Below are 26,665 nucleotides of genomic sequence, written 5' to 3'. Positions count from 1 at the left end.
TCACACAGCGTGACCGAACGGCTGCCGTCAGGCAGCCGCACCGCCACGGCCGCCCACGAGGCGCGGCAGGATACGGAAGCCGATACCGCCGGCGATCATCGTGGCGGCGCCGACCAGCAGGAACGTGGTCTGAGCCGCACCGGTCTCGGCGAGCTCGTCACCGCCGCCCTGGGCCGACGTGCTGGTGCCCGTGCCGGTGCTGTCCGTGTTGGTCTCGGTGAGGGAGGACGAGCCCTCCTCCTGCGGAGAGGTGCCGCCGTCGGGGTCGGTGTTGCTGTTGCCCCCGCCGTTGTTGCCGTTCCCGTTGCCGTTCCCGTTGCCGTTCCCGTTGTCGTCACCCGGGGTTGTCGGGTCGACGGTCGGGTCGTCGGTGGGGTCCGTCGGCTCGGTCGGCTCGACCGTCGGGTCCGTCGGGATGGTGGGGTCTTCGGTCGGGATGCCCGGGTCGGTCGGGATGTCGGTCGGGATGCCCGGGTCCGTCGGAATGTCGGTCGGCGGAGCGGTCGGGTCCTCCTCGCCGCACAGGAGGCCGAACAGGCAGGGCTCCTCCGCCTCGGCAGCAGAAGCGGCACCCGCAGCGGTCAGCGAGGCACCGGCCGCGATCACGGCGCCGGCTGCGAGCCGCGCGATACGGATCCGCGTCTTCTTCGTCATGTGGTTGCTACCCCCAGTAGCTGAATCGTCAGTGAGGCGGCGCTCGGGGGCCGTGATCGACGGGGGTAGCTGAACTTGAGCCCCCCGGTTCACATGCGCCCCAGAGATACGCATGCCACGCTTTACCCTTCCCATTTTTCAAAGACACGTCAAGGCCGTTTGCGGACGCCATGTCCGAATACGGGAACTATGCCGGGGGTTGGAGCCTGTGAGTGTGATGTAAAACCCAGACATGCAGGCACAGAAAAGGCAACTGCCGCCTGGACGACGGCAGTTGCCTTGTCGACAAAGTAACCTCGCTCGCCTGGTTACTTCTCCTGCTGCTTGCGCCAGCGAATTCCGGCTTCGAGGAACCCGTCGATCTCACCGTTGAACACGGCCTCGGGGTTGCCGACTTCGAACTCGGTGCGCAGGTCCTTGACCATCTGGTATGGGTGCAGCACGTACGAACGCATCTGGTTGCCCCAGGAGTTGCCGCCGTCGCCCTTCAGGGCGTCCATCTTGGCCTGCTCCTCCTGGCGGCGCCGCTCGAGGAGCTTGGCCTGGAGGACGTTCATCGCGGTGGCCTTGTTCTGGATCTGCGACCGCTCGTTCTGGCAGGAGACGACGATGCCGGTGGGGAGGTGGGTGATCCGGACCGCGGAGTCGGTGGTGTTGACGCCCTGGCCGCCGGGCCCGGAGGACCGGTAGACGTCGATCCGCAGCTCGCTCTCGTCGATCTCGACGTGGTCGGACTGCTCGACGACGGGGAGGACCTCGACGCCCGCGAAGGAGGTCTGGCGCCGACCCTGGTTGTCGAAGGGCGAGATGCGCACGAGCCGGTGGGTGCCCTGCTCGACCGAGAGGGTGCCGTAGGCGTACGGCGCCTGTACGGAGAAGGTGGTCGACTTGATGCCGGCCTCTTCCGCGTACGACGTCTCGATGAGCTCGGTCTTGTAGCCCTTCTGCTCCGCCCAGCGCAGGTACATGCGCTGCAGCCGCTCGGCGAAGTCGGCGGCGTCGACGCCACCGGCCTCGGCGCGGATGTTGACGAGCGCCTCACGGGAGTCGTACTCGCCGCTCAGCAGCGTCCGCACCTCCATCTCGTCCAGTGCCTTGCGGACGGCGGCGAGCTCGGACTCGGCCTCGGCACGGGTGTCCGGGTCGTCCTCCTCCTCGGCCATCTCGAACAGCACGGCGAGATCGTCGATCCGCGAGCGCAGGGCCTCGGCCTTCCTCACCTCCGCCTGGAGGTGGGAGAGCTTGCTGGTGATCTTCTGCGCCTCGTCCGGGTTGTCCCACAGGGACGGCGCGGCCGCCTGCTCCTCGAGCACGGCGATGTCTGCCCTCAGCTTGTCGAGGTCCAGAACGGCCTCGATCGACTCCATGGTCGAGGAGAGGGACTTGAGCTCTTCGGATACATCGACGACTGCCACGCCTCCAGCGTAACGGCTCCGCCAAGCGGGGAGCTCCGGTGACCGTGGCAGGGGCTCCGCCGCTCGACGCGGGGCACGGCATCCCAGCCCGTCCGGCGTTTGAGGACGAGGCCCTTTCGGGGCCGACGGGGGTCCAGGGGGCGGAGCCCCCTGGCGGGGTGGAAGGGGCGGCGCCCCTTCAAGGATGGGACGGGTAGGGGCGGCGGGGGCGAGGAAAGCTAGGGCGTTGCCGGGGCCGAGTTGTTCGTGTCCTGGGGGGTCGCCCCGGCGTCGTCGTCCGACGTGGCCAGCCACGTGCCCACCCCGGCCGCGGCCACCAGCGCCACCGCGGCCGCCCCCAACGCCACCCGCCGCCTCCGCGTCACGGCCCGATGCCGAGCCGAGCCCGGCCTCGGCGCCCCCGCAGCCCTCGGCACCCGGGCCGTACCCCGCGCACCCCCGGCCAGCTCGTCGGGCCCCGGCACCCTCATCGACGTATGCGTGTCGCGGTTGGAGTCGGCAGGCTTCGCCCCCGGCACCAGCGGCACCGCACCCCGCCGCCGCGCCCGCTCCCCCATCGGCGCCGCTTCCTCCGCGACCGGAGCCTCTTCCTCCACCGGCTCCACATCCGGCTCGTCCACATCCAGCGGCGGCATCCCGGCCACCAGTGGCAGCAGCTCCCGCAGCCGCGTCCCCAGCTCCGACGCCCGCAACCGCGAGGCCGGAGCCTTGGCCAGGCACTGCACGATCAGCTGCCACAGCTCGTCGGGGATGCCGGGGAGCGGGGCCACCCTCTCCGTGACGTGGCGGCGGAGCACCGCGCCGGGGTGGCCGCCGCCGAACGGCGTGAAGCCCGCCAGCAGCTCGTACAGGACCGTGGCGAGGGCGTAGATGTCGACCGCCGCCCTGGGCGGCAGGCCCTCGACGATCTCCGGCGCCAGATAGTCCGGCGTCCCGATGATCTTCGTGGCCCGGGTACGCCGCGGTGAGTCGATGAGCTTCGCCACACCGAAGTCGGTCAGCAGCGCCGGATGGGAGCCGCCGGGTCCGAGCGGGCCCTGCATGTCCAGCAGGACGTTCTCCGGCTTCACGTCCCGGTGCACGACACCGGCCGCGTGCGCCGCCGCCAGCCCGTCCGCGACGTCCGCCACGATCGCCACCGCCGCCTCGGGCGCGAGCCGCCGGTCGCGGTCGAGGCGGGTGCGCAGATCCGTGCCGCGGACGAGGTCCATGACCAGCGCGAGGTCGTTGCCGTCCACCACCAGATCGCGGACCGACACCACGTTCGGGTGCTCCAGGCCGAGCAGCGCCGTCCGCTCCTGCACGAAGCGGCCTACGAGCTCCTGGTCGGACGCGAGATCCTCGCGCAGCAGCTTGATGGCGACGGGGCCGTCGGGCCCCTCACCCAGCCACACCGTGCCGGCGCTGCCCCGCCCCAGAATCTGGTTGGCGGTGTACCGGCTGCCGATCTTCCGTGCCAAGACTGCTCCTACAGACGCGTGTTGTCGCTAAAGCTACGCGCCCGAAGAGCCAACCTTCACCGCCGAGACGGAAATCACCCGTCAGGTGTCGACAAATCCCCAGACTCACGGTCCGGGTGCCGGGTCACTTGCCCAGGTCGCCCAGTTTTCCGAGCCACCCGCCCACGGTGTCGATCATGTCGGTCAGCTGCTGCCAATAGCTCTTGGTCGTGCCGATCCACTCCTGCAACGGGCTCAGCTCCCAGATCAGCCAGCCCGCGACGAACAGGATGACGATCGTGAACAGGCACCCCTTCAGACAGCCGAGTCCGGGAATCCGCATCGGGTTGGCGCTGCGCTGCCGCGGCGGACGCGGCTCGCGCTGGGGCCGCTGCGGCTCCGGCGCGGGCGGCGGGACGTACCGCTGCGGCTGCTGGGGGCGCTGGGGCTGCGGCGGGGCGTACTGCTGCGGCTGCCCCTGCGGGTAGCCGTACCCGGGCTGCTGCCGCTGCGGGGGCCGCTGCTGCTGGGGGCGCGGCTGCTGCTGCGGGCGGGCGACCTGCCGCTGGGGGCGGCGGCGCAGCGGGTCCTCGTTGGGGTCGAGGTACTGGACCTGCGTCTGCTCGTTGCGGTCCCGGGCGGCGCGCAGCTGGTTCTGCCAGGGGTGCGGCTCCTCGGGCCCGGGCTGCCCAGGCTGTCCACCGGGCTGTCCCGGCGGCATCGGCGGCATGACGGCCGTCGGGTCGGCGGCGCCGCGCCCGCCCGGACCGCCCGTGTTCGGCAGTACGGCGGTGGGGTCCGCGGCGCCCGCCGGGCCGGGGGCGCCGGTGTGCGGCAGGACGCTGGTCGCGGCGTTCGGGTCGAACGAGCCCGCGCCGTGCGGCAGCACCTGCGTCGGGTCGGCCGAGCCTGGCACGGTCGCCGGCGCGGGGTCGGGGGCGAGCAGCGCGCCGACGCCCTCGGCCGCGGCGATCTGCGCCGAGTTCGCGTGCACGCCGATGCCCTCGGCGACGACGCGCAGGCCGCGGGCGAGGTTCTCGGCGCTCGGCCTTTCGTCGGGGTTCTTGCGCAGGCAGCGTTCTATGACCGTCCACAGGGGGTCGGGGACCGTGGACGGGCGGCGCGGCTCGGCGCTCAGGTGCTGGTGGAGGACTTCCAGGGCGGAGCCGCCACCGAAGGGCGGACGGCCGGTGACCAGCTCGTACAACAGGATGCCGGCGCCGTAGATGTCGACGGCGGAGGTCTGCGGGCGGCCCTCGGCGGACTCGGGCGCGACGTACGCGGGCGTGCCGACGAACTCGTGGGTGCGGGTCAGGCCCGGGGAGTCGGCGAGGCGGGCGATGCCGAAGTCGGTCAGTAGCGGGTGCATCTGGCCGCCGTTCTGCTGGAGCAGGACGTTGGCGGGCTTCAGGTCGCGGTGGACGACGCCGTCGGCGTGGCTGGCCGCGAGCGCGTCGGCGATCTGAGCGGTGAGCAGGGCCGCGGCCACCGGGGTGAAGGGGCCGTTCTCACGCAGGTAGCGGTGCAGGTCGGGGCCCTCGACGAGGTCCATGACCAGGGCGAGGAGATCGCCTTCGACGACCAGGTCGCGGACCCGGACGATGTTCGGGTGGGTCAGCCGGAGCAGGACGGAGCGCTCGCGCAGGAACCGCATGACGATGTCCGCGTCACTGGCGAGCTCCTCCTTGAGGACCTTGATCGCGACGGTCTCGCCGGGCTGCCCCGCCACTGCCGCCTCGGCGCCCGCGGTCTCCCGCTGGCGGGCTCGCCAGACGGTCCCCGTGGCACCGCGACCGAGCGGCTCCTCGAGGATGTACTTGCTGCCTACCGGCCGCACGTCGCGCTCCCTGCTGCTTGCCTACGTTCCGACCCACTGTAGTGCCGTGCCCCGGGGCACCGGCCTGTCGTCATTCTGTGCGTCTTACGTACGGCTTCCCGTACATGTTCGAAGGAAAGACGCTCGGCTCAGTCTCGTGGTTGCCGCAAGCGGACGTGACCGATCTCAAGCGATCGCCCGCAGGTCAACTGTCAGGCACTTTTGCGGGCAGAGCCGACCAATCAAGATCACTTGCCTCCGGGCGGGGGGCGCGTTGTCAGTGGCAGGTGCGAGGATGCGTGAAGTACGTGGAGTACTGGCCGATGTGCTCGTGTGGGGTGGGGGAAGTCCGCCGCGCCCGCGCAGAAGGGACCGCTGACGCCGATGCAGATCCGGCTGACCGTCGTAGACCCGCTGGCCCCGGCTGCCCCGGCGCGGGGGCGTGCCGCGAGCTGCGACGTGCTGGTCACGGCGCCCGCGGGCACGGCCCTGGCCGCGGTGGCGTCGGCACTCGCCTCTGCGGTGTCGGGAGGCGACGGCCCGGTCGTGCTGTACGCGGGCACGGAGCGGCTCGACGACCGCCGCAGCACGCTGGGCGAGCCCCCGCTGATCGACGGCGCCGTGCTGTCCCTGGGCGCCCCGGCGGCGCCCGAGCCGCACCCCGAGCTGGACGACGCCCCGACCCAGCTCCATGTCGTGGCCGGCCCGGACGCGGGCGGCGTCCATCTTCTGCACGGCGGCGAGATCCGCATCGGCCGCTCGGCCGACGCCGACGTCCCGCTCGACGACCCGGACGTGTCCCGGCTGCACTGCGCGGTCACGGTCTCCGCGGACGGCCGCGTCTCGGTAGCCGACCTCGGCTCCACCAACGGCACGACGCTGGACGGCTCCGGCGTGACCACCCGCCCGGTGCGATTCGCTCCGGGGGCGCTGCTGCGGATCGGCGAGTCGGCGCTGCGGCTGGCTCCGGCCGGGGGCCCGGGGGCGCGCGTGCGGACGGAGCCGGACGGCGAGGGACATGTGCGGGTGCCCGCCGGGGACGACCGGGGAGGCGACCCGCGCGCGGAGAGCGAAGGCCCGGCGGTGCCCGCGCCCCGTGACCCGGCCGTTCCTCACGCGCGCGTGGCGGACGGCGGCAACGCATCCACTCCCTCCGGAGGCCGGTCGGCCGCTCAGGAACACGGCCCCGTCGAGCCGCCCGTAGTGCCGGTACAGGGCGGGGCACCGCGGATCGAGCGGCACGGCGGGGCCGAGCAGCCGCCTCCGGGACCGCGCGGAGGCGACACTCACGGCGCGGGCTTCGGCGTGGGCGCACTCGGCGCGGGCGACGGGGGCCATGCCACCACCGGCGCCGACCACCCGTCGAGCGACAGCGGCCGCGGCGGCACCCCCGCGGACGGCGGCAGCCGTAAAGGCACCCCGCTGCGGGGCACCGACGTACCGCAGGGGGTGCGCAGGCGCGGAGGGCTCACGGCGTGGGCGCGGCGGCTGACCGGCGGGCGTGCGGAGCAGGGCGCGGCCCGGCGGGGGACGTACGACGACGTCGAGCGGACCGAGGCGACCGAGCCCCCCTCGGCGGCGAACGGCCCCCGGCTGCCGGAGGCCTGGCCGGACCCCGCCTCGCTGCTGCTGACGGCGCTGGGGCCCGGGCCCCGGCTGTGGGAGCGCGTGCCGGGTCACCCGGAGGCGCTGACGGTGCGGCTCGGGACGGCCGACCGGGCGGCGCCCGACGGCTCGAGGCTGCTGCCCGCGGTGCCGGTGACCGCCGATCTGCGGGAGGTCGGGGCGCTGGGTCTGGCCGGTCCGCGCGAGCGGCTGGCCGGGCTGGCCCGCGCGGTGATCGCCCAGCTCGCCGCACTGCACTCGCCCGACGCGCTGGAAATCGTTCTGATCAGTACGGACCGCTCCCGTCCCCTGGAGGAGCGCACCGCCGAGTGGGCCTGGCTGGGCTGGCTTCCGCACATCCGCCCGGGGCACGGCCAGGACTGCCGCCTCCTGCTGGCCTACGACCGCGAACAGGCCACGGCCCGCGTGGACGAGCTGCTGCGGCGCCTGGAGGACGTGGCGAACGACGCGCGGGGCGGGGCTACCGGGGGCAGGTCTGTCGGTATGGGCCCCGCCGGGCCCGGGTCTGCGGCCGCGGCGAGCGATTCGGGGCATGGCTCGGCCGGCGCGGCGTCGGCTCTGGCCGCCCAGGGCTCGGCACCGTCGTCCGGCGGCCGGGGTGCGGCCCACCTCGAGCCTGTCGGCCCTGCCCAGACGCGGGGTGCCGTTCGGCGGCCCTCGTGGGCGCGGGACGACGATCCGGCCGACGGGACGGACGGTTTCACGGGGCCGTACAGCGTGGTCGTCGTGGACGGTGATCCCGGGGGCGCCGACGTGCGCGAGGCGATGGCGCGGCTGGCCCTGGAGGGGCCACGGGCCGGGATCCACGTCCTGTGCCTGGCCGAGACGGCCGCGGCGTCGCCCGCCTCGCCGGTGACGGAGACCTACGAGGCGGCGTGCATGGTGTCGCCGGTGTTCCGGGAGTGCGGCGCGGTCGCCCTGCTGAGCGGCGATGTGGCGACGGCGCTGCGGCTGATGCGGGTGGCGCGGGCCGGGGTGGTCACGAGAAACGGTGCCGGTACGGCAGCGGGGGCGGCCGCAGCGGCGAGTGCGGGGTCGGTCGGCGACGCGCGGGCCGGTCTTGGAGCGGCCGGACGATCGAGGGCGGCGGACTCAGCGCGAGCCGGGGGCGGAGCCGGAGCCGACGGGAGCGGAGCGGAGTCCCGCGCGCGCGTGGCGGACGGATCCCGGCGGGAGGAAGGCCTCTCCCCGCGCGCGACCAGCGGGTCCCGGCGGGAGCCGGAAGCATCCCGCACGGACGTCGGCGGCCGTGGCTCGGCGGCTCACGACACCGTTGGCCACAGCTCAGTAGCGGACGGCTCAGCCGGACACTCCCCGGTCGGCCACGGCTCAGCCGGACACTCCGCGGTCGACCAGGGCACAGCCGCGCACAGCCCCGCCGGCCACCGGCCCATCGCGCGCCCCCCGGCCGACCCCGACCCCAGCCCGGCCGGGCACAGCGCCGCCGGAAACGGCCCCTCCGCCGCCCCCGCGCACGGCCCCGTCGGCCACGGCACCGTGGCCACGGTGGACGCCGTCTCCCTGGCTTGGGCGGAGCGGTTCGCGCGGGCTCTGGCGCCGTTGCGGACCGAGGGGACGGGCGGGGAGCGGCACGCGCGGGTGTCGGCGCCGTTGCCTCAGGCGGCCCGGCTGCTCGACGAGTTGGGGCTGGCCCGGGCCACACCGGCGTCGCTGATGGCGCGGTGGGCCGACGCCGGAGACGACAAGGAGGCCCTCGGCGGGCGGGCGTGTGCCGTCCTCGGGGCCGGGCCGCGCGGGCCGGTCGGCGTGGACCTCGGCGCCGACGGACCGCATCTGCTGATCGAGGGGCCGCCCGGCAGTGGACGTACGGAGCTGCTGCGGGCCGTCGTCGCCTCGCTCGCCGCGGCCGAGCGACCGGACCGGCTGGGCGTGGTGCTGATCGACGGCCGGGACGGCACGGGCTCGGGCGGCGGTCACGGCGACGGGCTGCGGGTCTGTACGGACGTGCCGCATGTCACGACCCACCTCGCCGCCAACGACCCCGTGCGCATGCGGGAGTTCGCCCAGTCGCTGAGCGCCGAGCTGAAGCGGCGCGCGGAGCTGCTCGGGCGGTCCGACTTCACCGAGTGGCACACGGGCCGTGAGCTGTCGGGCCGGTTGGTCGCGCAGCGTGCGGCGGGGGCAGGGACGGGGGTCGGCGTCGGGACGGGGGCCGGGGGTGCCGGTACCGGTGCCGGTGATCTCACGGGCGATCTCGACACACCCCCCAGCTCCACGATCCGGCTGCGGCCGGGGGCGGCCCGTCGGCAGGCCGAGGCCGTGCCGCCGTTGCCGCGGCTCGTCGTGGTCGTGGACGACCTGGACGCGCTGGTCTCGCCCGCGCTGGGGTCACCGGGCCGGCCCGCGGCGGGCTCGGTGATACGCGCCCTGGAGGCGGTGGCGCGGGAGGGCGAGCGGCTCGGGGTGCATCTGGTGGCCGCCGCGGGGATCGGCGGCCGTACGGCGGAGTCGGAGCCGGCCCGCAGGGCGACCCTCCGGGTGACGCTGGACGCGGTGACGGTCGGGCCGGACGAGCCGGCGCCGGGGCGCGGGCGGCTGGCCTGGGCCGACGGGAGAACGGTGCCGTTCCAGGGCGGACGCGTCACGGGGCGTATTCCGCGGACGGCGACGCTGCGGCCCACGGTGGTGCCGTTGGAGTGGCACCGCATGGGCGATCCGCCCGCCCGGCGTCCGGTCCGCGAGCTGGGCAACGGGCCCACGGACCTGGCACTGCTGGCCAGCGCCCTGGAGAGGGCGGCGCGCGAGGTCGCGGCGACCAAGGTGCCCTCGCTCCTGTAGCGCCGGTCGGCGCATTCAGCCCGTCGTGGGGGTACCCCCGCTCGAGTGAATTCGAGAGTGGGGGAGATTGAGGACGAGGCCGTTCAGGCCGATAGCGGGGTCTGGGGGCGCCGCCCCCAGGGACGTTCGCACCCGCGCACCGCACCTGGTCACGAGGCGGTCACGATCCCCCGCTTGACAGCGGACGCGGTCTTGCCGCCCCCCATACCAGGGCGTAGACCAGATCGCACGGGACAGCGCTCGAACGTTCGACGAGGCACGAAGAACGGGGCAGTGATGCGCAGCACGAGCAGGAACCGGACAAGCAGGGCCGCCAGGACCGCAGCAGCCGTGTGCGCGGGAGCCCTCGCGCTCTCGCTCACCGCGTGCGGAGGCGGCGACGACAACGACAGCGGCAACGAACCGGGCGGAAACGACCAGGAGACCGCGAGCACCGTCACCCTTCCCAAGCTGAACGGCGAGACCCTGGAGGTCGCCGCCGTGTGGACCGGTGCCGAACAGGACAACTTCAAGAAAGTCCTCGCGGAGTTCGAGAAGCGCACGGGCGCCAAGGTGACCTTCGTCCCCGCTCAGGACCCCATCATCAACTTCCTCGGCTCGAAGGTCGCGGGCGGCCAGCCGCCGGACATCGCGATGCTCCCGCAGCCGGGCGCCATCAAGCAGGCCGTCGAGAAGAAGTGGGCCAAGCCCCTCGGCGCCGACGCGATCAAGGAGCTGCAGGAGAACTACTCCCAGGGCTGGCAGGACATCGGCAAGGTCGACGACAAGCAGTACGGCGTCTACTACAAGGCCGCCAACAAGTCCCTGATCTGGTACAACAACGCGGTCTTCGAGAACGCGGGGGCCACCGAGCCCAAGACGTGGGACGAGCTGCTCACCACCGCGCAGACGGTGTACGACTCGGGCGTCACCCCGTTCTCCGTGGGCGGTGCCGAGGGGTGGACCCTCACCGACTGGTTCGAGAACGTCTACCTCTCGCAGGCCGGTCCCGAGAAGTACGACCAGCTGGCGAAGCACGAGATCAAGTGGACGGACCCGTCCGTGAAGGACGCGCTCACCACGCTCGCCCAGGTCTGGGGCAAGAAGGACTATGTGGCGGGCGGTGCGAAGGGCGCGCTGCAGACGGACTTCCCGGCGTCCGTCACCCAGGTCTTCACGGGTGGTGACCAGCCGAAGGCCGCCATGGTCTACGAGGGTGACTTCGCGCAGGTCAACATCACCCAGGCCAAGGCGGAGGTCGGCACGGACGCGAAGGTGTTCCCGTTCCCGGCCGTCGGTGACACCGCGCCCGTCGTCTCCGGCGGCGACGCGGCCGTCATCCTGCAGGACTCCAAGGCGGCGCAGGCGCTGGCCACCTGGCTGGCCTCCCCGGACGCGGCGACGATCCAGGCGAAGCTGGGCGGTTACCTCTCGCCGAACAAGAACGTCGACAACTCGGCGTACCCGAACGACGTCCAGCGGAAGATCGCCAAGGCTCTCATCGACTCCGGCGACGACTTCCGCTTCGACATGTCCGACCAGGCCCCGCAGGCCTTCGGCGGCACGCCCGGCAAGGGCGAGTGGAAGGCTCTGCAGGACTTCCTGAAGAACCCGTCGGACATCGCGGGAACGCAGCGCAAGCTCGAAGCCGACGCGGCCGCGGCGTACGGAAACTGACGTCATGGCGTCGGCGGAAGCGGCAGGGGTCCCCGGGACCCCTGCCGCACCCAAGTCGCGCAAGAGTGTGACCGGCACGCGCTGGACGATGGCGGTGCTCTTCCTGCTGCCCGCTCTCGTGCTGCTCGGCGCGCTCGTGGTCTACCCGATCGGGTACTCGGTCGTCCGCAGTTTCTACGACCAGTCCGGCGACGGCTTCGCCGGATTCGACAACTACGAGGCCCTCTTCACCGACGAGGGCATCCGCACCGCCCTGAAGAACAACGTCATCTGGGTGGTGTTCGCTCCGACGATCGCCACCGTGCTCGGTCTGATCTTCGCGGTGCTGACCGAACGGGTGAGCTGGGGTACGGCGTTCAAGCTGGTCGTCTTCATGCCGATGGCGATCTCGATGCTGGCGGCGGGCATCATCTTCCGGCTCGTGTACGACCAGGACCCGGACAAGGGCGTCGCGAACGCGGTGTGGGTCGGCGTCCACGACACCTTCGCGCAGGCGTCCGCGTTCCCGAAGGCCCACCCGGGGCGCGAGTCGCCGCTGGAAGCGGCACCGGGCGGCGGTTTCATCACCAAGGCCACCGTCAGCGCCGGCACCCCGGTCACCCTGCCCCTCGTCGGCGTCGCCCCCGACCAGATGCCGGACGACGCCAAGAAGGCCGCGGCGGCGAAGGCCGAGCCGGGCAAGGTCACCGGCACCACCTGGCAGGACTTCACGCGCGGCAAGGGCGTCGGCACGCTCGGCGGCGTCGACCCGGCCGAGCTGGGATACGCCGGGATGAAGATCGAGGCGGTCAAGGACGGCAAGGTCGTGGCCTCCACGAAGGCGGCCGACGACGGCACGTTCACGCTGCCGGCCGCCGCGGACGGGGCGCAGCTCCGGCTCCCGCCCAGCAACTTCAAGGAGGCGTACAACGGGCTGGACTGGCTCGGCCCGTCCCTCGTCACGCCGTCCATCATCGGGTCGTACATCTGGATGTGGGCCGGTTTCGCGATGGTGCTCATCGCGGCCGGGCTCGCGGGCATCCCCCGCGATCTGCTGGAGGCGGCGCGGGTCGACGGCGCCAACGAGTGGCAGGTGTTCCGCAGGGTCACGGTGCCACTGCTGGCGCCCGTCCTCGCGGTCGTCGCCGTCACCCTGATGATCAACGTCCTGAAGATCTTCGACCTGGTCTTCATCATCGCCCCGGGCTCCTCCCAGGACGACGCGAACGTCCTCGCGCTGGAGCTGTACCGCAAGGGCTTCTCCGAGGACCAGCCGGGCATCGCGAGCGCGATCGCGGTGTTCCTGCTGCTCCTGGTGATTCCCGTGATGTGGTTCAACGTCCGTCGGCTCAGGCGAGAGGTCAGGCGATGAACGGGCACTTGATCGTCTGCTGGGGGGCCGGGGGCCGCGCGGCGGTAGCCGCAAATCCAGTAGAGCCCCCGGAAATGAGCAGTAACGTCCGTAGGCTGCGGCGGGAGGTGCGGCGATGACTACCGACGCCGGCAGGATCGGCAAGGCGGCGCCTCCGCCGCTCACCGTGGTCAAGGCCGAGCAGACCCTCGGCGGCCGGCTCGCCTCGTTCGTCAGCGGCGGGCTGGTGCGGGTGTTCCTCATCCTCGTCGGCCTGTTCTGGCTGGTGCCGACGATCGGCCTGCTGCTGTCGTCCCTCCGGCCGGCGGAGGAGATGGCCGCGAGCGGCTGGTGGGAGGTCTTCAGCAAGCCGTCCCAACTCACCTTCGAGAACTACGACAAGCTCCTGAGCAACAGCGACATCACCGACTCGATCCTCAACACCGTGCTGATCACGGTCCCGGCGACGGTCCTCGTCGTGGTGATCGGCTCGCTCGCGGGATACGCGTTCGCGTGGATGGAGTTCCCGGGCCGCGACTGGTGGTTCCTGGCCGTGGTCGGCCTGTTGGTCGTGCCCGTGCAGGTGGCGCTGATCCCGATCGCCGAACTCTTCGGAAACATCGGCATCTTCGGCTCCCTGACCGGCGTGATCCTCTTCCACGTCGGCTTCGGGCTGCCGTTCGCGGTGTTCCTGCTGCGGAACTTCTTCGCGGAGATCCCGAGGGAGCTGCTGGAGGCGGCCCGCCTGGACGGTGCCGGTGAACTGCGCCTGTTCTTCCGGGTCGTGATGCCGCTCGGCGGGCCGGCGATCGCCGCGCTCGGCATCTTCCAGTTCCTGTGGGTGTGGAACGACATGCTGGTCGCGCTGATCTTCACGGACGCCGACAGCCAGCCGATCACGGTCGCCCTGCAGACGCAGGTGCGGCAGTTCGGCAACAACATCGACGTCCTGGCGCCCGGCGCGTTCATCTCCATGGTGATCCCGCTGATCGTGTTCTTCGCGTTCCAGCGGCAGTTCGTGTCCGGCGTGATGGCGGGCGCGGTCAAGTAGGCGCGAGCGCACCACCCTTGAGGGGGCGGGCCGTCATCGGCCCGCCCCGTCGCGTTCATTCACCGTCCCCCGTATGCCGTACCGCGCCGTAACCAAGTCACTCCATTGGCCGTTCCCGGCAGGGCGACAGCCCCCATCGCCCAGGTCGACCCAGTGGATGTCCCTTGCCCAGGTTCAGTGTCATTGTCCCCGCGTACAAGGTTCAGGCGTACCTGCACGAGTGCCTGGAATCGGTGCTCTCACAGTCGTACCCCGATCTCGAACTGATCGCCGTCGACGACTGCTCGCCGGACGCGTGCGGCGCGATCATCGACGAGTTCGCGGCCCGCGACCCGCGGGTACGCCCGGTGCACCTCGCCGAGAACCAGGGGCTGGGGCCCGCGCGCAACGCGGGTATGGCCGAGGCGACCGGCGACTACCTGGTCTTCCTCGACAGCGACGACACCCTCACCCCGGACGCCCTGCACGCGATCGCCGGCCGGCTGAAGGAGACCGGCGAGCCGGACGTCCTGGTCTACGACTACGCGCGCACCTACTGGACCGGCGAGACGATCCGCAACCAGGCCGCCGCGCAGCTCAGCGAGCAGGGCCCGGCGCCGTTCCGGCTGGCGGACCGGCCGGGGCTGCTGCGGCTGCTGATGGTCGCCTGGAACAAGGCGTACCGGCGGGAGTTCGTCGAGGAGGCGGGCTTCGCCTTCCCGTCCGGCTACTACGAGGACACGCCCTGGACGTACCCGGTCCTGATGACGGCGGAGTCGATCGCGACCCTGGACCGGGTGTGCGTGCACTACCGGCAGCGGCGCCGGGGCGGCATCCTCGGCACGGTCAGCCCGCGGCACTTCGACATCTTCGAGCAGTACGACCGTGTCTTCGCGTACGTCGACCGCAACCCCGAACTCGCCCGCTGGCGGCCGTTGTTGTTCCGCCGGATGGTCGACCATCTGATCGTGGTCTTCGCCCGCCGCGACCGCCTCCCACGCCGTTGCCGCGCCGACTTCCTGCGCAAGGCGCGTACGTACTACCGCCGTTACCACTCCCCCGGCGCCCCCGTCCCGGGGCGCACGCGCCTCCACTACACGCTGGTCCGCTTCGGTCTGCACCGCACCTACCACGCCCTGCAGCGGACGGCGGCCCTGGTCCGCCGTACCGCCAAGCTCACCCACCGCCTGCTGAAGGGCGTGCGTTCCACCGCCCTGCGCCTGCACTACCGCCTCCAGCGCTGCCTCCCGGTGCGCTCGGACCGCGCCGTGTTCGCGGCCGACGGCGTCCGCGGCCACGGGTGCGGTCCGGGCGCCCTGGAGCAGGCCTTCCGCACGCACGCGCCCGGCATCCGTACGGCCTGGATCGCCGACGCCGATCAGCACGGCGCCGTCCCCACCGGCACCCGCCGCCTGCGCCCCGACACGGCCGCCTACTGGACGGCCCTCGCCCGTTCCAAGTACCTCGTCCACAACGCCGACTTCGACCGCCGCCTGGTCAAGCGCCCCGGCCAGGTCCTCGTCCAGACCCGGCAGGGCACCCCCCTCAAGCGCATGGGCCTGGATCTGCGGGAACGCCCGGCGGCCTCGGGGGACACGGACTTCGACGAGCTTCTCGACCACGTCGACCAGTGGGACTACGTCCTGTCGGCCAACCGCCACTCCACCCTGACCTGGGAGCGCGTCTTTCCGGGCGGCTACACGACCCTGGAGTACGGCAGCCCGCGCAACGACCGCTTCCAGCAGGCGACGTCGGCGGACGTGGCCCGGATCCGCGAGTCGCTCGGCATCCCCGAGGGCGCGGTCGCGATCCTATACGCCCCCACCCACCGCGACTACCGCCGCACCCAGCGCACCCCCCTCGACCTGCACCGCGTCCTGCGCCGCCTGGGCCCGGGCTACGTCGTCCTGGCCCGCGCCCACCCCCGGCACGGCGGCCCGCTCGCACCCACGGCGGGCCAGGTCGTAGACGTCAGCGACCACCCGAGCGTCGAGTCGCTGTGCCTGGCCTCGGACGCGCTGGTGACGGACTACTCGTCGATCATGTTCGACTACGCCAACCTGGACCGGCCGATCGTGATCCACGCCGACGACCGGGAGGCCTACGAGGCGGCCCGCGGCACCTACTTCGACCTGCGGTCCTTCCCGCCGGGCGCGGTGTCGCGCAGCGAGGACGAGCTGATCGACATCTTCACCACCGGCCACTGGCGCGGCTCGCGCTCCACCCAGCTGCGGTCGGCGTTCCGTGAGCGCTTCTGCCCGTACGACGACGGACGCGCCGCCGAGCGGGTCGTACGCCATGTCGTGCTGGGCGAGCGGGGCGTCCCGCCCGTCGTACCGCTCGACCAGCGCCACCCCGTCCCGTCACCGGCCGCGTCCCCCGCGCACACCCCGCGCACCACCGTGCCCCAACCCACGGGCCGCCTGACCGTCACCGAGAGCCGCTGAACGCCGTTCTCACGACAAGAGGAGTTCGCATGCCCTCCAGCCCGTCCCGGCCCACGCCGAGCCGACCGCACACCTGGCGCCCGGCCGGGCGGCCCGGCCGCAGAAGCGCCGGCTGAGGCCGCCCGGGCCTCCTGAAAGGGCCGCCGGAGCATCGACCGAAAGAACCGACAGAAAGGGCAGTATGCCCCGCTTCAGCATCATCGTTCCGTCCCATGGGGTCGCGGGCCGGCTGTCCCAGGCGCTGGACTCGGTCCTCGCCCAGTCGTTCGGCGACTTCGAGCTGATCCCGGTCTGCGACGCGCCCGACTCCCCGGCGGCGGACGTCGTCGCCGGGTACGCCGAGCGGGACTGCCGGGTGGCGCCCGTGCACTCGCCGCCGTCGGCGGGACTGGCCGGGGCGCGCAATGCGGGGATGCGGGCGGCGCTCGGAGCGTGGCTGCTGTTCCTGGACGGTGACGACGTGCTGGTGCCGGGCGCGCTGGCGGCGCTGGACGCCCGGCTGGGCGAGACCGGCGACGTGGACGTGCTGCACTTCGAGCACGAGCGGACCCCGTGGTGGGTGGGCGAGCCGACCAACCCGGCCGCACCGCTGCTGAAGCGGACTGCGGACGGGGTCTTCTCCCCCGACCGCGCGCCGGAGCTGACGGGGGTCCAGCTCCCGGCCTGGAGCGCGGCCTACCGCCGGGCCTTCCTCGCCGAACGGCATCTCGCCTTCCCCGACGGCCACTTCACCGATGTCGGCTTCGGCGGCCTGGTCATGGCACGTGTCGAGCGCCTGGCGGTGCTGCGCCAGGTCGTCGTACGGCACCTGCTGCGGCGGCAGGGCAGCCGGCTGGGCCTGCCGGGGGAGCATCACGTCGAGCTGCTGGACCAGGCCGAGCTGGTGCTGACGCGGGCGGCCGAGGAGGGGCTGTCCGGGGAGCGGTTCGCGGCGCTGTTCGAGCAGCTCTTCGCCGTCGTACTGAAGACGGCCGCCCATCCGCGCCGGCTGCCGCGCGGGCGGCGTGCCTTCTTCCGCCGGGCGAGCAGGCTCTACCGGCGGCACTGCCCCGCCGGGTTCCGGGTGCCGGGCGGCAGTCTGGGCGTGCAGCACCGGCTGCTGGCGAAGGGGGCGTACGCGGCGTTCCGGGCGCTGCGCTGGGCCAACCAGGCGGCGGCGCGGGTGGCGGCGGGCGTGCCGCGCCCGCAGGGGCTGCGCACCCGGCTGCGCTACCGGCGTCAGCTGCGGCGCCCGCTGGACCGGAACCTCGCCGTGTACTGCGCGTACTGGGGCCGCGGCTACGTCTGCAACCCGGCCGCGATCCACGCCAAGGCACGCGAACTCGCCCCGCACCTGCGCTCGGTGTTCCTCGTCGAGGCGGACCAGGCGCACACCGTGCCGAAGGACGTCGAGTACGCGGTCATCGGCAGCCGTAAGTACTGGGACGTGCTCGCCCGGGCCAAGTACCTGATCAACAACGCCAACTTCGCGGACGCCGTCGTCAAGCGCGAGGGCAGCGTGCATCTGTCGACCCAGCACGGCACCCCGCTGAAGAAGATGGGCGCCGACCAGTCGACGTACCCCGTGGTGGCCGCGGCGACCGGCAGCTTCGCCAAGCTGCTGGCCCGCGTCGACCGCTGGGACTACAACCTCACCTCCAACCGGCACTCCACGGAGATGTGGGAGAGCGCCTACCCGTCGGCGCACGAGCCCCTGGAGTACGGCTATCCGCGCAACGACGTGTACTACACGGCGACCGCCGACGACGTCGCCCGCGTCCGCCGCGAACTCGGCGTCCCAGAAGGCAAGAAGGCCCTCCTGTACGCGCCCACGCACCGCGACTACGCCACCGGCTTCGAGACGAGCCTCGACCTCGAGGCGCTGTGCGAGGAGATCGGCGACGAGTACGTCGTGCTGCTGCGCGCCCACTACTTCTACGACCAGGGCGGCGCGCGCCGCACCGGCCGGATCATCGACGTCACCGGGCACCTGTCCTCCGAGGACGTGTGCCTGGCCGCCGACGTGCTGATCACCGACTACTCGTCGATCATGTTCGACTACGCCAACCTGGACCGGCCGATCGTCGTGTACGCCGACGACTGGGACGTCTACCGGGAGCTGCGGGGCGTCTACTTCGACCTGATGGAGGCGCCGCCGGGCCGGGTGGCGCAGACGCCGGGGGAGCTGGCGGCCGTGTTCCGCGACGGCTCGTACGCGGACGAGGAGGCCGGAGCCCTGCGCGCCGCGTTCCGGGAGCGCTTCTGCCAGTTCGACGACGGGCGCGCCGCCGAGCGCGTCGTACGCCGGGTGCTGCTGGGCGAGCCGCCCGAGGCGATCCCGCCGGTGATCCCGCTGGCCGAGCGCATCCCCGCCCCCGCCGCGACGACCCTCGTGAGGAACTGACGTGCCCCGCTTCAGCATCATCGTCCCCGTCTTCAAGGTGCAGGGCTTCCTGCGGGAGTGCCTGGACTCGGTGCTCGGGCAGTCGTACCGGGACTTCGAGGTGATCGCCGTCGACGACCGCTCCCCCGACGGGTGCCCCGAGATCCTGGACGCCTACGCCGGCCGCGACGCCCGCGTGCGCGTGCTGCACCTTCCCGAGAACGTCGGCCTCGGCCGGGCCCGCAACGCCGGTCTGGAGGAGGCCACCGGCGACTACGTCCTCTTCCTCGACAGCGACGACTCCTACACGCCGGGTCTGCTGGCCGCGGTGGCGGCCCGCCTGGAGGCGGCCGAGGACCCGGACATCCTGGTCTTCGACCACGTCCGCACCCACTGGTGGGGCCGCGGCGGCCGCAGTTCGGCGGCGGACCTGCTGGCCGCGGCCGGCAGCGACACCTTCACCGTCCGCGAGAGCCCGGAGTACCTGCATCTGTTCCTGGTCGCCTGGAACAAGGCGTACCGGCGTGACTTCTTCCTCAAGCACGAACTGCGCTACGCCCCCGGCCTGTACGAGGACGCGCCCGTCACCTACCGCTCGATGGTGCTGGCCGACCGCATCGCCTGTCTGGAGCGGATCGGCGTCGAGTACCGGCAGCGCCGGCAGGGCGCGATCACCAAGACGCCGGGGCGTCGGCACTTCGACATCTTTCCGCAGTACGAGGGCCTGTTCGCGTTCCTGGAGGGGCGCCCGGACCTGGCGTGGGCGCGTCCGCTGCTGTTCGAACGGGCCCTGGATCACATGCTGTTCGTGCTCGCGCGCGAGGACCGGGTGACGCCGAAGGACCGCGGGGACTTCTACCGCGAGATCCGCTCCTTCCACGTCCGGCACGTCCCCGAGGGCTTCACCCCGCCCGACGGCCGGCGCGGCCAGGAGATGCGGCTGCTGGCGACGGCGCCGTATGCGTCGTACGCCGTGGCACGCGGTCTGCACGAGGTGCGCAGGATGGCGGGGAACGGCAAGCGGCGGGTGACGCGGGCGGCGTCGGAGCGGGCCGGACGGGTCTGGTACGGCGCCCGGTGCAAGCTGCCGCTCGATCCGCACCTGGCCGTCTACTCGGCGTTCTCGCACCGGGGCGTGCTGGGCGATCCGGCGGCGATCCACGCCAAGGCGCGCGAGATCGCCCCGCACCTCAAGGGCGTGTGGGTCGTCCAGGAGGACGCGGTGGACGCGCTGCCGCCCGGCATCGACTTCGTGCTGCCGGGCTCGCGGCGCTACCACGAGGTCATGGCGCGGGCCACGTACTGGGTGAACAACGTCAACTGGCCGGGCACCCTGGCCAAGCGCCCCGGCAGCGTCCACATCCACACCCACCAGGGCACCCCGCTCAAGTACATGGCGGCCGACCTGCTGACCAAGCCCGGCGCCCGGCACGGCTTCGACGTGCCGAAGATGCTGTGGCGGGCCGACCGCTGGGACTACAGCCTGGTGGCCAACCGGCACTCGGAGCTGGCGTGGGAGCGGGCCTATCCGTGCCACTTCACCTCGCTCAGGACGGGGAGCCCGCGCAATGACGTGCTGGTCGGCGCGGGTCCGGAGGCCGGTGAGGCCGCCCGGGCGCGGCTCGGCGTTCCCGCCGGGAACACCGTCGTGCTGTACGCGCCGACCCGCCGCGACTACCGGCGGGGCGGCCATGTCGACCGGATCGACCTCGCCCGGTTCGCCGAGGACCTGGGAACGGGCCACACGCTCGTCGTACGGCTGCACCCGTCGCTGGCGAAGGGCACGGCACGCGGGATGGGCCTGGCCGATCTGCACCGGCGGGGCGTGCTGATCGACGCGACGGACGAGCCGCACGTCGAGGACGTGATGCTCGCCGCCGATGTCCTGGTCACCGACTACTCCGCCCTGATGTTCGACTACGCCAACCTGGACCGGCCGATCGTGATCCACGCCGACGACTGGGGGGCGTACGCGGCGAGCCGGGGCGCCTACTTCGACATCACGGCCGACGCGCCCGGTCATGTGTCGCGCTCCTACCGGGAGTTGGCGTGGCTGTTCACGTCCGGGACGTGGCGGGACGAGGAGTCGGCGCGGTTGCGGGCGGGATTCCGGGAGCGGTTCTGCGAGTTCGACGACGGAATGGCCGCCGAGCGGGTCGTACGGACGCTGATGCTGGGCGAGCCGTTGTCGCAGCGTCCGGTCGGAGCGGAGCGGGTGCCGGCTCCGGCGGCACCGCGGGCTCACTCGATGAGGTGATGTGAGGCGAAGCCGTTGACCCGACCGGCCCGGCCGGGAACATACGGCAAATGCCTCAAACCCACACAACCTCCACGACCAGAACTGCGGGCGCCGCTGCCGGTGCCCTCATCCGGAGGACCGTGCGCGGCGCGAGTGCCCTGCGCGGCGGCCGCAGTTGGCGTCCGACGCCGTACCAGGTCTTCGGCTTCCTGTTCTACCTCGTCATGGTGCTGGCGTACTGGGCCGTGCCGCTGTGCTGCGACGCGGGCCAGCACGCGGCCGTCGTGGAACGCCTCAGAGCCGACCTGTTCCATCCACGCCATCCGATGGCGGACCTGCCGGGCGCGGGCAGCCCGTACTACTCGCCGTACGCGGTCGCGCAGGGCGCGTTCGCCCGGCTGACCGGGCTGGGCGGCTGGGAGGTGGTGCGGCTGGCCGGTCCACTGAACCTGCTCGTGCTGCTCACCGGCATCGGCCGCCTGGTGCGGGTGCTGACACCGCGGCCGTGGGCGCCGGTGCTCGCACTGGGTGCGATGACGCTGCTGTGGGGGACCGAGCGGGCCTGGTGGAGCGGGTATCTGAGCCTGATGTCGATGACGGGGAACCTCGGCTACCCGTCGGCGTTCGCGATCGGGCTCACCTTCTGGGCCTGGGCGCTGACCGGTGCGCGCGCACGGGGCGAGGGGCTCGTCCGGTACGTGGGACCGAGTGGGCTGCCCGGGTGGGTTGGGTACGCGGGGACCGGGGTGCTGTACGGGCTGATCCTGCTGATCCATCCGATCACCGCGGCGGGCGCGGTGCTGGGGGCGGTGGCGTTCGTGGCCGGGTGGCAGCGGGGGTGGCTGGAGCGGCGGGGTGCGGGGGGCGTGCGGTGGCGTGCCAGGGGCGTGCGATGGGGTGGCGTGGGCGTGCGGTGGGGAGTGGTCGCGCGGTGGGGAGCGGCGGCGGGTACGGCGGTGCTGGTCGCCGGGGCCTGGCCGTACTTCGATGTGTTCGCGCTGGCCGGGGACCGCAGCGTGGACGGGATCCACCGGCAGCTGTACGAGCACCTCGGCGGGCAGTTCTGGCTCGCGCTGCTCGGGCTGCCGGCGCTGTGGCTGCGGTGGCGGCGAGGTTCCTGGCGGGATCCGCTGGTGCTGCTGTTCACGCTCGACTGCCTGCTCGTGGCGTACGGCTGGATCAGCGGCCACTACACGTACGGCCGCATCCTCGGGCTCACCCTTGTGCCGCTGCAGTTCGCGCTCGCGGTGGAGCTGGCGGCGCCCCGGCCGTGGGGCAGGGCGCGCCGGGCGCTGGGTGGGGCCGCGGCCGCCGGGGCCTGCGTCGGGTTCCTCACCGTGCAGGGCGGGGCGGTGGTGCCGGGCGCACTGGATCCGGTCGGGCTGGAGCAGCCGTCGACCTGGCCGTCGTACGCGTGGGTGGCACGGCACGTCAAGAAGGGCGAAGTGATCATCTCCGACGGGCACTTCGCCCCGCGCTCCGTCCCCGGGTACGGGCCGAACCTCGCCGCGCCGATCTGGCCCGACCCCGCCCTGGACGAACGGGAACGGAAGCGCCGGCTCGCCGACGTCCGCGCCTACCTCTCCCCCACGTCGACCCGCGCCGAGCGCACGGCCGTCGCCCGGCGCTATCACGCGCGCTGGCTGCTGCTGACGCGGTGGAAGCGGGTTCCGGAGGAGGCGGTGGTGGTGGCGTGGAGCCGGCGGACGGGGGAGGTGCTGGCGCGGATCGGGTGACGGGCCGGCGGGTCCGGTGACGGCCGGTTCGGGTGACGGCCGATCCGGGGTGGGGTTACTCGATGACGAGGTCGACGTCGATGTTGCCGCGGGTGGCGTTGGAGTAGGGGCAGACCTGGTGGGCCTGCTCGACCAGCTTGCGGCCGGTCGCCTCGTCCAGGGCGTCGGGGAGCTCCACGCGCAGCGTCACCTTCAGGCCGAAGCCCTCGCCCTGCTTGCCTATGCCGACCTCGGCGGTGACGGCGGCTTCGGAGACGTCGACCTTGGCCGCACGGCCGACGAGGCCGAGCGCGCTGCCGAAGCAGGCGGCGTACCCGGCGGCGAACAGCTGCTCCGGGTTCGTGCCCTGGCCGTTGCCGCCCAGCGCCACCGGCATGGCCAGCGCGAGGTCGATCTGGCCGTCGTTGCTGACGGCGCGACCCTCGCGGCCGTGGGTGGCGGTGGCGACAGCGGTGTAGAGCGCGTCCATGGAAAACCATCCCTCTCGAGTCGAGTCACGTTCGGCGGCTCTGTTGGCGGCCGCCGGACGACCACAAGTAGAGCACACAATTCAATTGCACACAACTAAATGGTGGCCACGAGCTACCCTGGAGCCATGACGACCACGCCCACGGCCGACTGGCTCCGCCTCGACCAGCAGATCTGCTTCTCCCTGAACGCCGCCTCGCGCGCCTTCGGCGGTGTGTACCGGGTGGTCCTGAAGGACCTGGGGCTCACCTATCCGCAGTACCTGGTGATGCTGGTGCTGTGGGAGCAGGGCGACCTGCCCGTGAAGAAGCTGGGCGAGCACCTGCGCCTCGACTCCGGCACCCTGTCACCGCTGCTCAAGCGGCTGGAGGCGGCGGGCCTGGTACGCCGGGAGCGCAGCGCGCGCGACGAGCGCTCGGTGGAGGTGCGACTGACGGAGGAGGGCGCCGCGCTGCGCGAGCGGGCCCTGCAGGTGCCGCGCCGGATCGCCGCGGCGACGGGCTTCGAGGTGGAGGAGATCCGCGAGCTGCGGGCCCGGCTGGACCAGCTCACGGCGGCGCTGGATGCGGCGGCGGTGGAGGAAGCGGAGGCGGCTGGGCGCGGGGTGTAGGCGAGCCCGCGCCACCACAGGGCCGACTTTGTGCTATTAAACGACACATTCTATTTATTGATGCCTCATTACACCTGATGCGGCATTCCGGCAGCTTACGATCCGCGGTGAGGAACCACCCCGTCCGCCCCGAGAAGCAGCTGCCCGCGAGTGAACCGGACCTCGGCGCCCGCCATCTTCCGGAACGGGCCCCAAGTCCCGCTCAACGAGCGATCTCCGACCACTCCCAGGATTCCGGAACTCGGCCCCATGCACCCTCGCACCCCCCACACTGCGCGCGCCCCGCAGGCCGACGTCGGTGTCGGTGTCGTCGTCATCGGCTACAACGACGCCGCACACGTGACGTCCGCCGTCCGCTCGGCGCTGGCGCAGGGGCCCGTCGTCCGGGAGGTCATCGCCGTGGACGACTGCTCGACGGACGGCAGCATGGACCTCCTCAACCGCCTCGCCGCGACCGATCCGCGCGTGAAGACGGTCCGGCGCCGGGTCAACAGCGGCGGCTGCGGCAGCCCTCGCAACACCGGGCTCGACCGGGTGACGTCGCCGTACGTGATGTTCCTGGACAGCGACGACGTCCTGCCGCCGGGCGCGGTGGACACGCTGCTCGGGGCGGCGACGGGGGCGCGTGCGGAGGTGGCGGGCGGGCTGTGCGTGCGGCGGGAGTTGCCCGAGGGGCGCACAATGCCGTGGGAGGCACGCACGGTGCCGTGGGAGCCGTCGCTCTACACAGCGCACGCCGTGTTCGAGCGCCCCGCGCAGCGCCCGCGCCTGGTCCACGACACCCTCTGCGTCAACAAGCTCTACCGCACGGACTTCCTGCGCGACCACGGCATCCGTTTCCCCGAGGGCCGCTTCCCCTACGAGGACGTCGTCTTCACCGCGCGCGTGCTGGCCGCCGCCCCGCGCATCGCCCTCGTCCCGGACCGCGTGTACATCTGGCATGTGCGCCGCTCCGCCGACCGGCTGTCGATCTCCCTGGACCGTGCCGGCATCACCAACTGGCAGGCGCGCACGGAGGCGTGCCGGCTGGCGTACGAGATCCTGCTGGGCGCCGGGCAGAAGGAGCTGGCGCGGGCGGCGCGCGGCAAGTTCCTGGACCACGAACTGCGGATGTACACGCGCGAGTTGGGGTTGCGCGACGCGCCCTACCAGCGCGCATGGTGGGCGCACACCCGGGCGTACCTCGCCGAGTACGACGCCTCCGACTGGGCGCACAACCCCACCGCCCCCGGCCGCCTCATCGGCCGCGTCGTCCTGGCCTCCCCCGAGCCCCGGGACCTGTCCCGCCTGAGGGACCTCGCCTCCCGCCCCGCCCGCCTCCTCCCTCCCTACGCCCACACCCCTGACGGCACCCCCGTCTGGTCCCCCGACCTCCCCCAGGTCACCCTGGAGCCCCTGCTGACCCGCCCGGTCCGCCTCCTCCCTCTCGCCGTGGACGCGGAACTGCGCCCAAGCGCGCGTGCCGCCGTCCTCCGGCTGCGCCTGCATGAGCTGTACGGCAGGGTGGCGGAGGCTGGTCCGCAGGCGCTGGAGGTGGAGTGGCGGTGCCGGGAGACGGGGCGGGCGGCGGGTCCGCGTACGCCAGTGGCGCTCGTGCGCTCGGCCGACGGGGGCCCCTGGTCGGCCGAGACAACGGTCTGCTGGGCGAGGTTCCCGGCCGGCACATGGGATCTGCGCCTGCGCGTGTGCTTCCGGGGCGGCGCGTACCGCGAGGTCACGGCGCACGCCCTCACGGGCGCCGGCCTGCTGCGCCGTAGAGCCGTGGTCAGCGCCCGGCACGCCGTAGTACTCGTACACCCGTACATCACCCACTCCGGAGCGCTGGCACTACGCGTGGCCCCCGGGTTACGCGGGGTCATGTCAGTCGCCCGCGGCAGACTCCGCCGCCTGCTTCACTGGCACTGACACCGACCTCGGCCGCTGACGCGGCGACGCACCACCACAGGACCACTGACGAGGACTGACGAAGACTGACGAGGAGACGGCCGCACATGACCTGGCTGATCACCGGCGGCGCCGGTTACATCGGAGCGCACGTCGTACGGGCGATGACCGAGGCGGGCGAGCGCGCCGTGGTGTACGACGACCTGTCCACCGGCATCAAATCCCGCGTGCCGGACGGCGTCCCGCTGGTCGTCGGCTCGACCCTGGACGGCGAGCGCGTCGCCCGCGCCATCGCGGCCCACCGCATCACCGGTGTCGTCCATCTCGCGGCGAAGAAGCAGGTCGGCGAGTCGGTCGACCAGCCCCTGCACTACTACCGGGAGAACGTCGAGGGCCTGCGCGCCCTCCTGGAGGCCGTGACGACGGCGAGGAACGTGCGGTCCTTCGTCTTCTCGTCCTCGGCGGCGGTGTACGGCATGCCGGACGTCGACCTGGTCACGGAGGACACGCCGTGCGTACCGATGTCGCCGTACGGCGAGACGAAGCTGGCCGGCGAATGGCTGGTGCGGGCGACGGGCCACGCGACGGGCCTGTCCACGGCGTCGCTCCGCTACTTCAACGTGGCCGGCGCGGCCGCCCCGGAGCTCGCCGACACCGGTGTCTTCAACCTCATCCCCATGGTCTTCGAGAAGCTGACGGAGAACGCGGCCCCACGCATCTTCGGCGACGACTACCCGACTCCCGACGGCACCTGCATCCGCGACTACATCCACGTGGTCGACCTGGCCGAGGCCCACGTGACCGTGGCCCGCGCCCTGCACTCCTCCCCCGGCCTCGACCTCACGCTCAACATCGGCCGCGGCGAGGGCGTCTCCGTCCGCGAAATGATCGACATGATCAACGCCATCACCGGCTACGACCGCCCCCCGACCGTCACCCCCCGCCGCCCCGGCGACCCGCCCCGAGTCGTCGCCTCCGCCGACCGCATCGCCACCGAACTGGACTGGAAGGCCAAGCACGACGTCCAGGACATGATCGCGTCGGCTTGGGAGGGGTGGGTACGGGCGCATCCGGGAGCGGCGCGGGACTGAGCCTCGGCTTCGTCCGACTCGCCGGGCAGGCGCAACTGATGAGGGCGCTTCAGCACCGCTGCG

Annotated in this window: 16 protein-coding genes; 11 read left to right on the top strand and 5 right to left on the bottom strand. The window is 72.6% G+C overall.

The genetic code is table 11. From position 1 onward, the window contains the following. Nucleotides 1-27: 27 nt before the first annotated feature. The 4 genes from ACZ7L6_RS38655 to ACZ7L6_RS38640 form a co-directional block, all read right to left on the bottom strand. Complete coding sequence (locus ACZ7L6_RS38655) at nt 28-654, bottom strand: LPXTG cell wall anchor domain-containing protein (protein ID WP_471932368.1); 627 nt, start codon at nt 652-654, stop codon at nt 28-30. 308 nt (nt 655-962) lie between these two features. Beyond that, nucleotides 963-2,069, bottom strand: coding sequence for a peptide chain release factor 2 (gene prfB, locus ACZ7L6_RS38650; protein ID WP_433041300.1), 1,107 nt, complete (start codon nt 2,067-2,069; stop codon nt 963-965). Between the two features lie 218 nt (nt 2,070-2,287). Further along, nucleotides 2,288-3,529: a serine/threonine-protein kinase gene (locus ACZ7L6_RS38645; RefSeq protein WP_471932366.1), complete on the bottom strand. Its 1,242-nt coding sequence runs from the start codon at nt 3,527-3,529 to the stop codon at nt 2,288-2,290. A gap of 124 nt (nt 3,530-3,653) precedes the next feature. After that, nucleotides 3,654-5,345, bottom strand: coding sequence for a protein kinase domain-containing protein (locus ACZ7L6_RS38640; protein ID WP_471932364.1), 1,692 nt, complete (start codon nt 5,343-5,345; stop codon nt 3,654-3,656). Nucleotides 5,346-5,708: 363 nt separating this feature from the next. Between ACZ7L6_RS38640 and ACZ7L6_RS38635 the strand changes: the two genes are divergently transcribed. The 8 genes from ACZ7L6_RS38635 (at nt 5,709) to ACZ7L6_RS38600 (ending at nt 22,549) form a co-directional block, all read left to right on the top strand. Further along, the gene (locus ACZ7L6_RS38635) at nt 5,709-9,749 is read left to right on the top strand and encodes an FHA domain-containing protein (protein ID WP_471932474.1); all 4,041 of its coding nucleotides are present in this window, start codon (nt 5,709-5,711) and stop codon (nt 9,747-9,749) included. Nucleotides 9,750-10,025: 276 nt separating this feature from the next. Continuing rightward, nucleotides 10,026-11,405, top strand: coding sequence for an ABC transporter substrate-binding protein (locus ACZ7L6_RS38630; protein ID WP_471932362.1), 1,380 nt, complete (start codon nt 10,026-10,028; stop codon nt 11,403-11,405). A 4-nt stretch (nt 11,406-11,409) separates the two neighbouring features. Then, entirely contained in the window at nt 11,410-12,756 is a 1,347-nt protein-coding gene (locus tag ACZ7L6_RS38625) for a carbohydrate ABC transporter permease (RefSeq protein WP_471932360.1), read from the top strand. 115 nt (nt 12,757-12,871) lie between these two features. Continuing rightward, on the top strand, nt 12,872-13,786 hold the full coding sequence (locus ACZ7L6_RS38620) for a carbohydrate ABC transporter permease (protein ID WP_471932358.1): 915 nt from the start codon (nt 12,872-12,874) through the stop codon (nt 13,784-13,786). A gap of 164 nt (nt 13,787-13,950) precedes the next feature. Then, nucleotides 13,951-16,212, top strand: a complete 2,262-nt coding sequence (locus tag ACZ7L6_RS38615) for a bifunctional glycosyltransferase/CDP-glycerol:glycerophosphate glycerophosphotransferase (protein ID WP_471932356.1) — start codon at nt 13,951-13,953, stop codon at nt 16,210-16,212. 181 nt (nt 16,213-16,393) lie between these two features. Next, nucleotides 16,394-18,595 carry a bifunctional glycosyltransferase/CDP-glycerol:glycerophosphate glycerophosphotransferase gene (locus tag ACZ7L6_RS38610; protein ID WP_471932354.1) on the top strand — a complete coding sequence of 734 codons (2,202 nt, stop codon included), beginning with the start codon at nt 16,394-16,396 and terminating at the stop codon, nt 18,593-18,595. Nucleotide 18,596: 1 nt separating this feature from the next. Beyond that, nucleotides 18,597-20,831, top strand: coding sequence for a bifunctional glycosyltransferase/CDP-glycerol:glycerophosphate glycerophosphotransferase (locus tag ACZ7L6_RS38605; RefSeq protein WP_471932352.1), 2,235 nt, complete (start codon nt 18,597-18,599; stop codon nt 20,829-20,831). 50 nt (nt 20,832-20,881) lie between these two features. Further along, nucleotides 20,882-22,549, top strand: a complete 1,668-nt coding sequence (locus tag ACZ7L6_RS38600; protein ID WP_471932350.1) for a hypothetical protein — start codon at nt 20,882-20,884, stop codon at nt 22,547-22,549. A gap of 55 nt (nt 22,550-22,604) precedes the next feature. On the opposite strand, the gene ACZ7L6_RS38595 is transcribed toward ACZ7L6_RS38600, so the two are convergent. Next, on the bottom strand, nt 22,605-23,018 hold the full coding sequence (locus ACZ7L6_RS38595; protein ID WP_471932348.1) for an organic hydroperoxide resistance protein: 414 nt from the start codon (nt 23,016-23,018) through the stop codon (nt 22,605-22,607). 126 nt (nt 23,019-23,144) lie between these two features. Between ACZ7L6_RS38595 and ACZ7L6_RS38590 the strand changes: the two genes are divergently transcribed. From ACZ7L6_RS38590 to galE, 3 genes are all read left to right on the top strand, one after another. Further along, a complete protein-coding gene (locus tag ACZ7L6_RS38590; protein ID WP_471932346.1) occupies nt 23,145-23,627 on the top strand; it encodes a MarR family winged helix-turn-helix transcriptional regulator in 483 nt (160 codons plus the stop codon). Between the two features lie 249 nt (nt 23,628-23,876). Continuing rightward, nucleotides 23,877-25,532 (top strand): glycosyltransferase family 2 protein, encoded by a 1,656-nt coding sequence (locus tag ACZ7L6_RS38585; protein ID WP_471932344.1) that lies wholly within the window; start codon nt 23,877-23,879, stop codon nt 25,530-25,532. A gap of 86 nt (nt 25,533-25,618) precedes the next feature. Beyond that, complete coding sequence (galE, locus tag ACZ7L6_RS38580) at nt 25,619-26,602, top strand: UDP-glucose 4-epimerase GalE (RefSeq protein WP_471932342.1); 984 nt, start codon at nt 25,619-25,621, stop codon at nt 26,600-26,602. The last annotated feature ends 63 nt before the right edge of the window (nt 26,603-26,665 follow it).

Source organism: Streptomyces sp. NPDC107522 (assembly GCF_055657525.1).
This window is presented reverse-complemented; position numbering and strand designations above follow the sequence as displayed.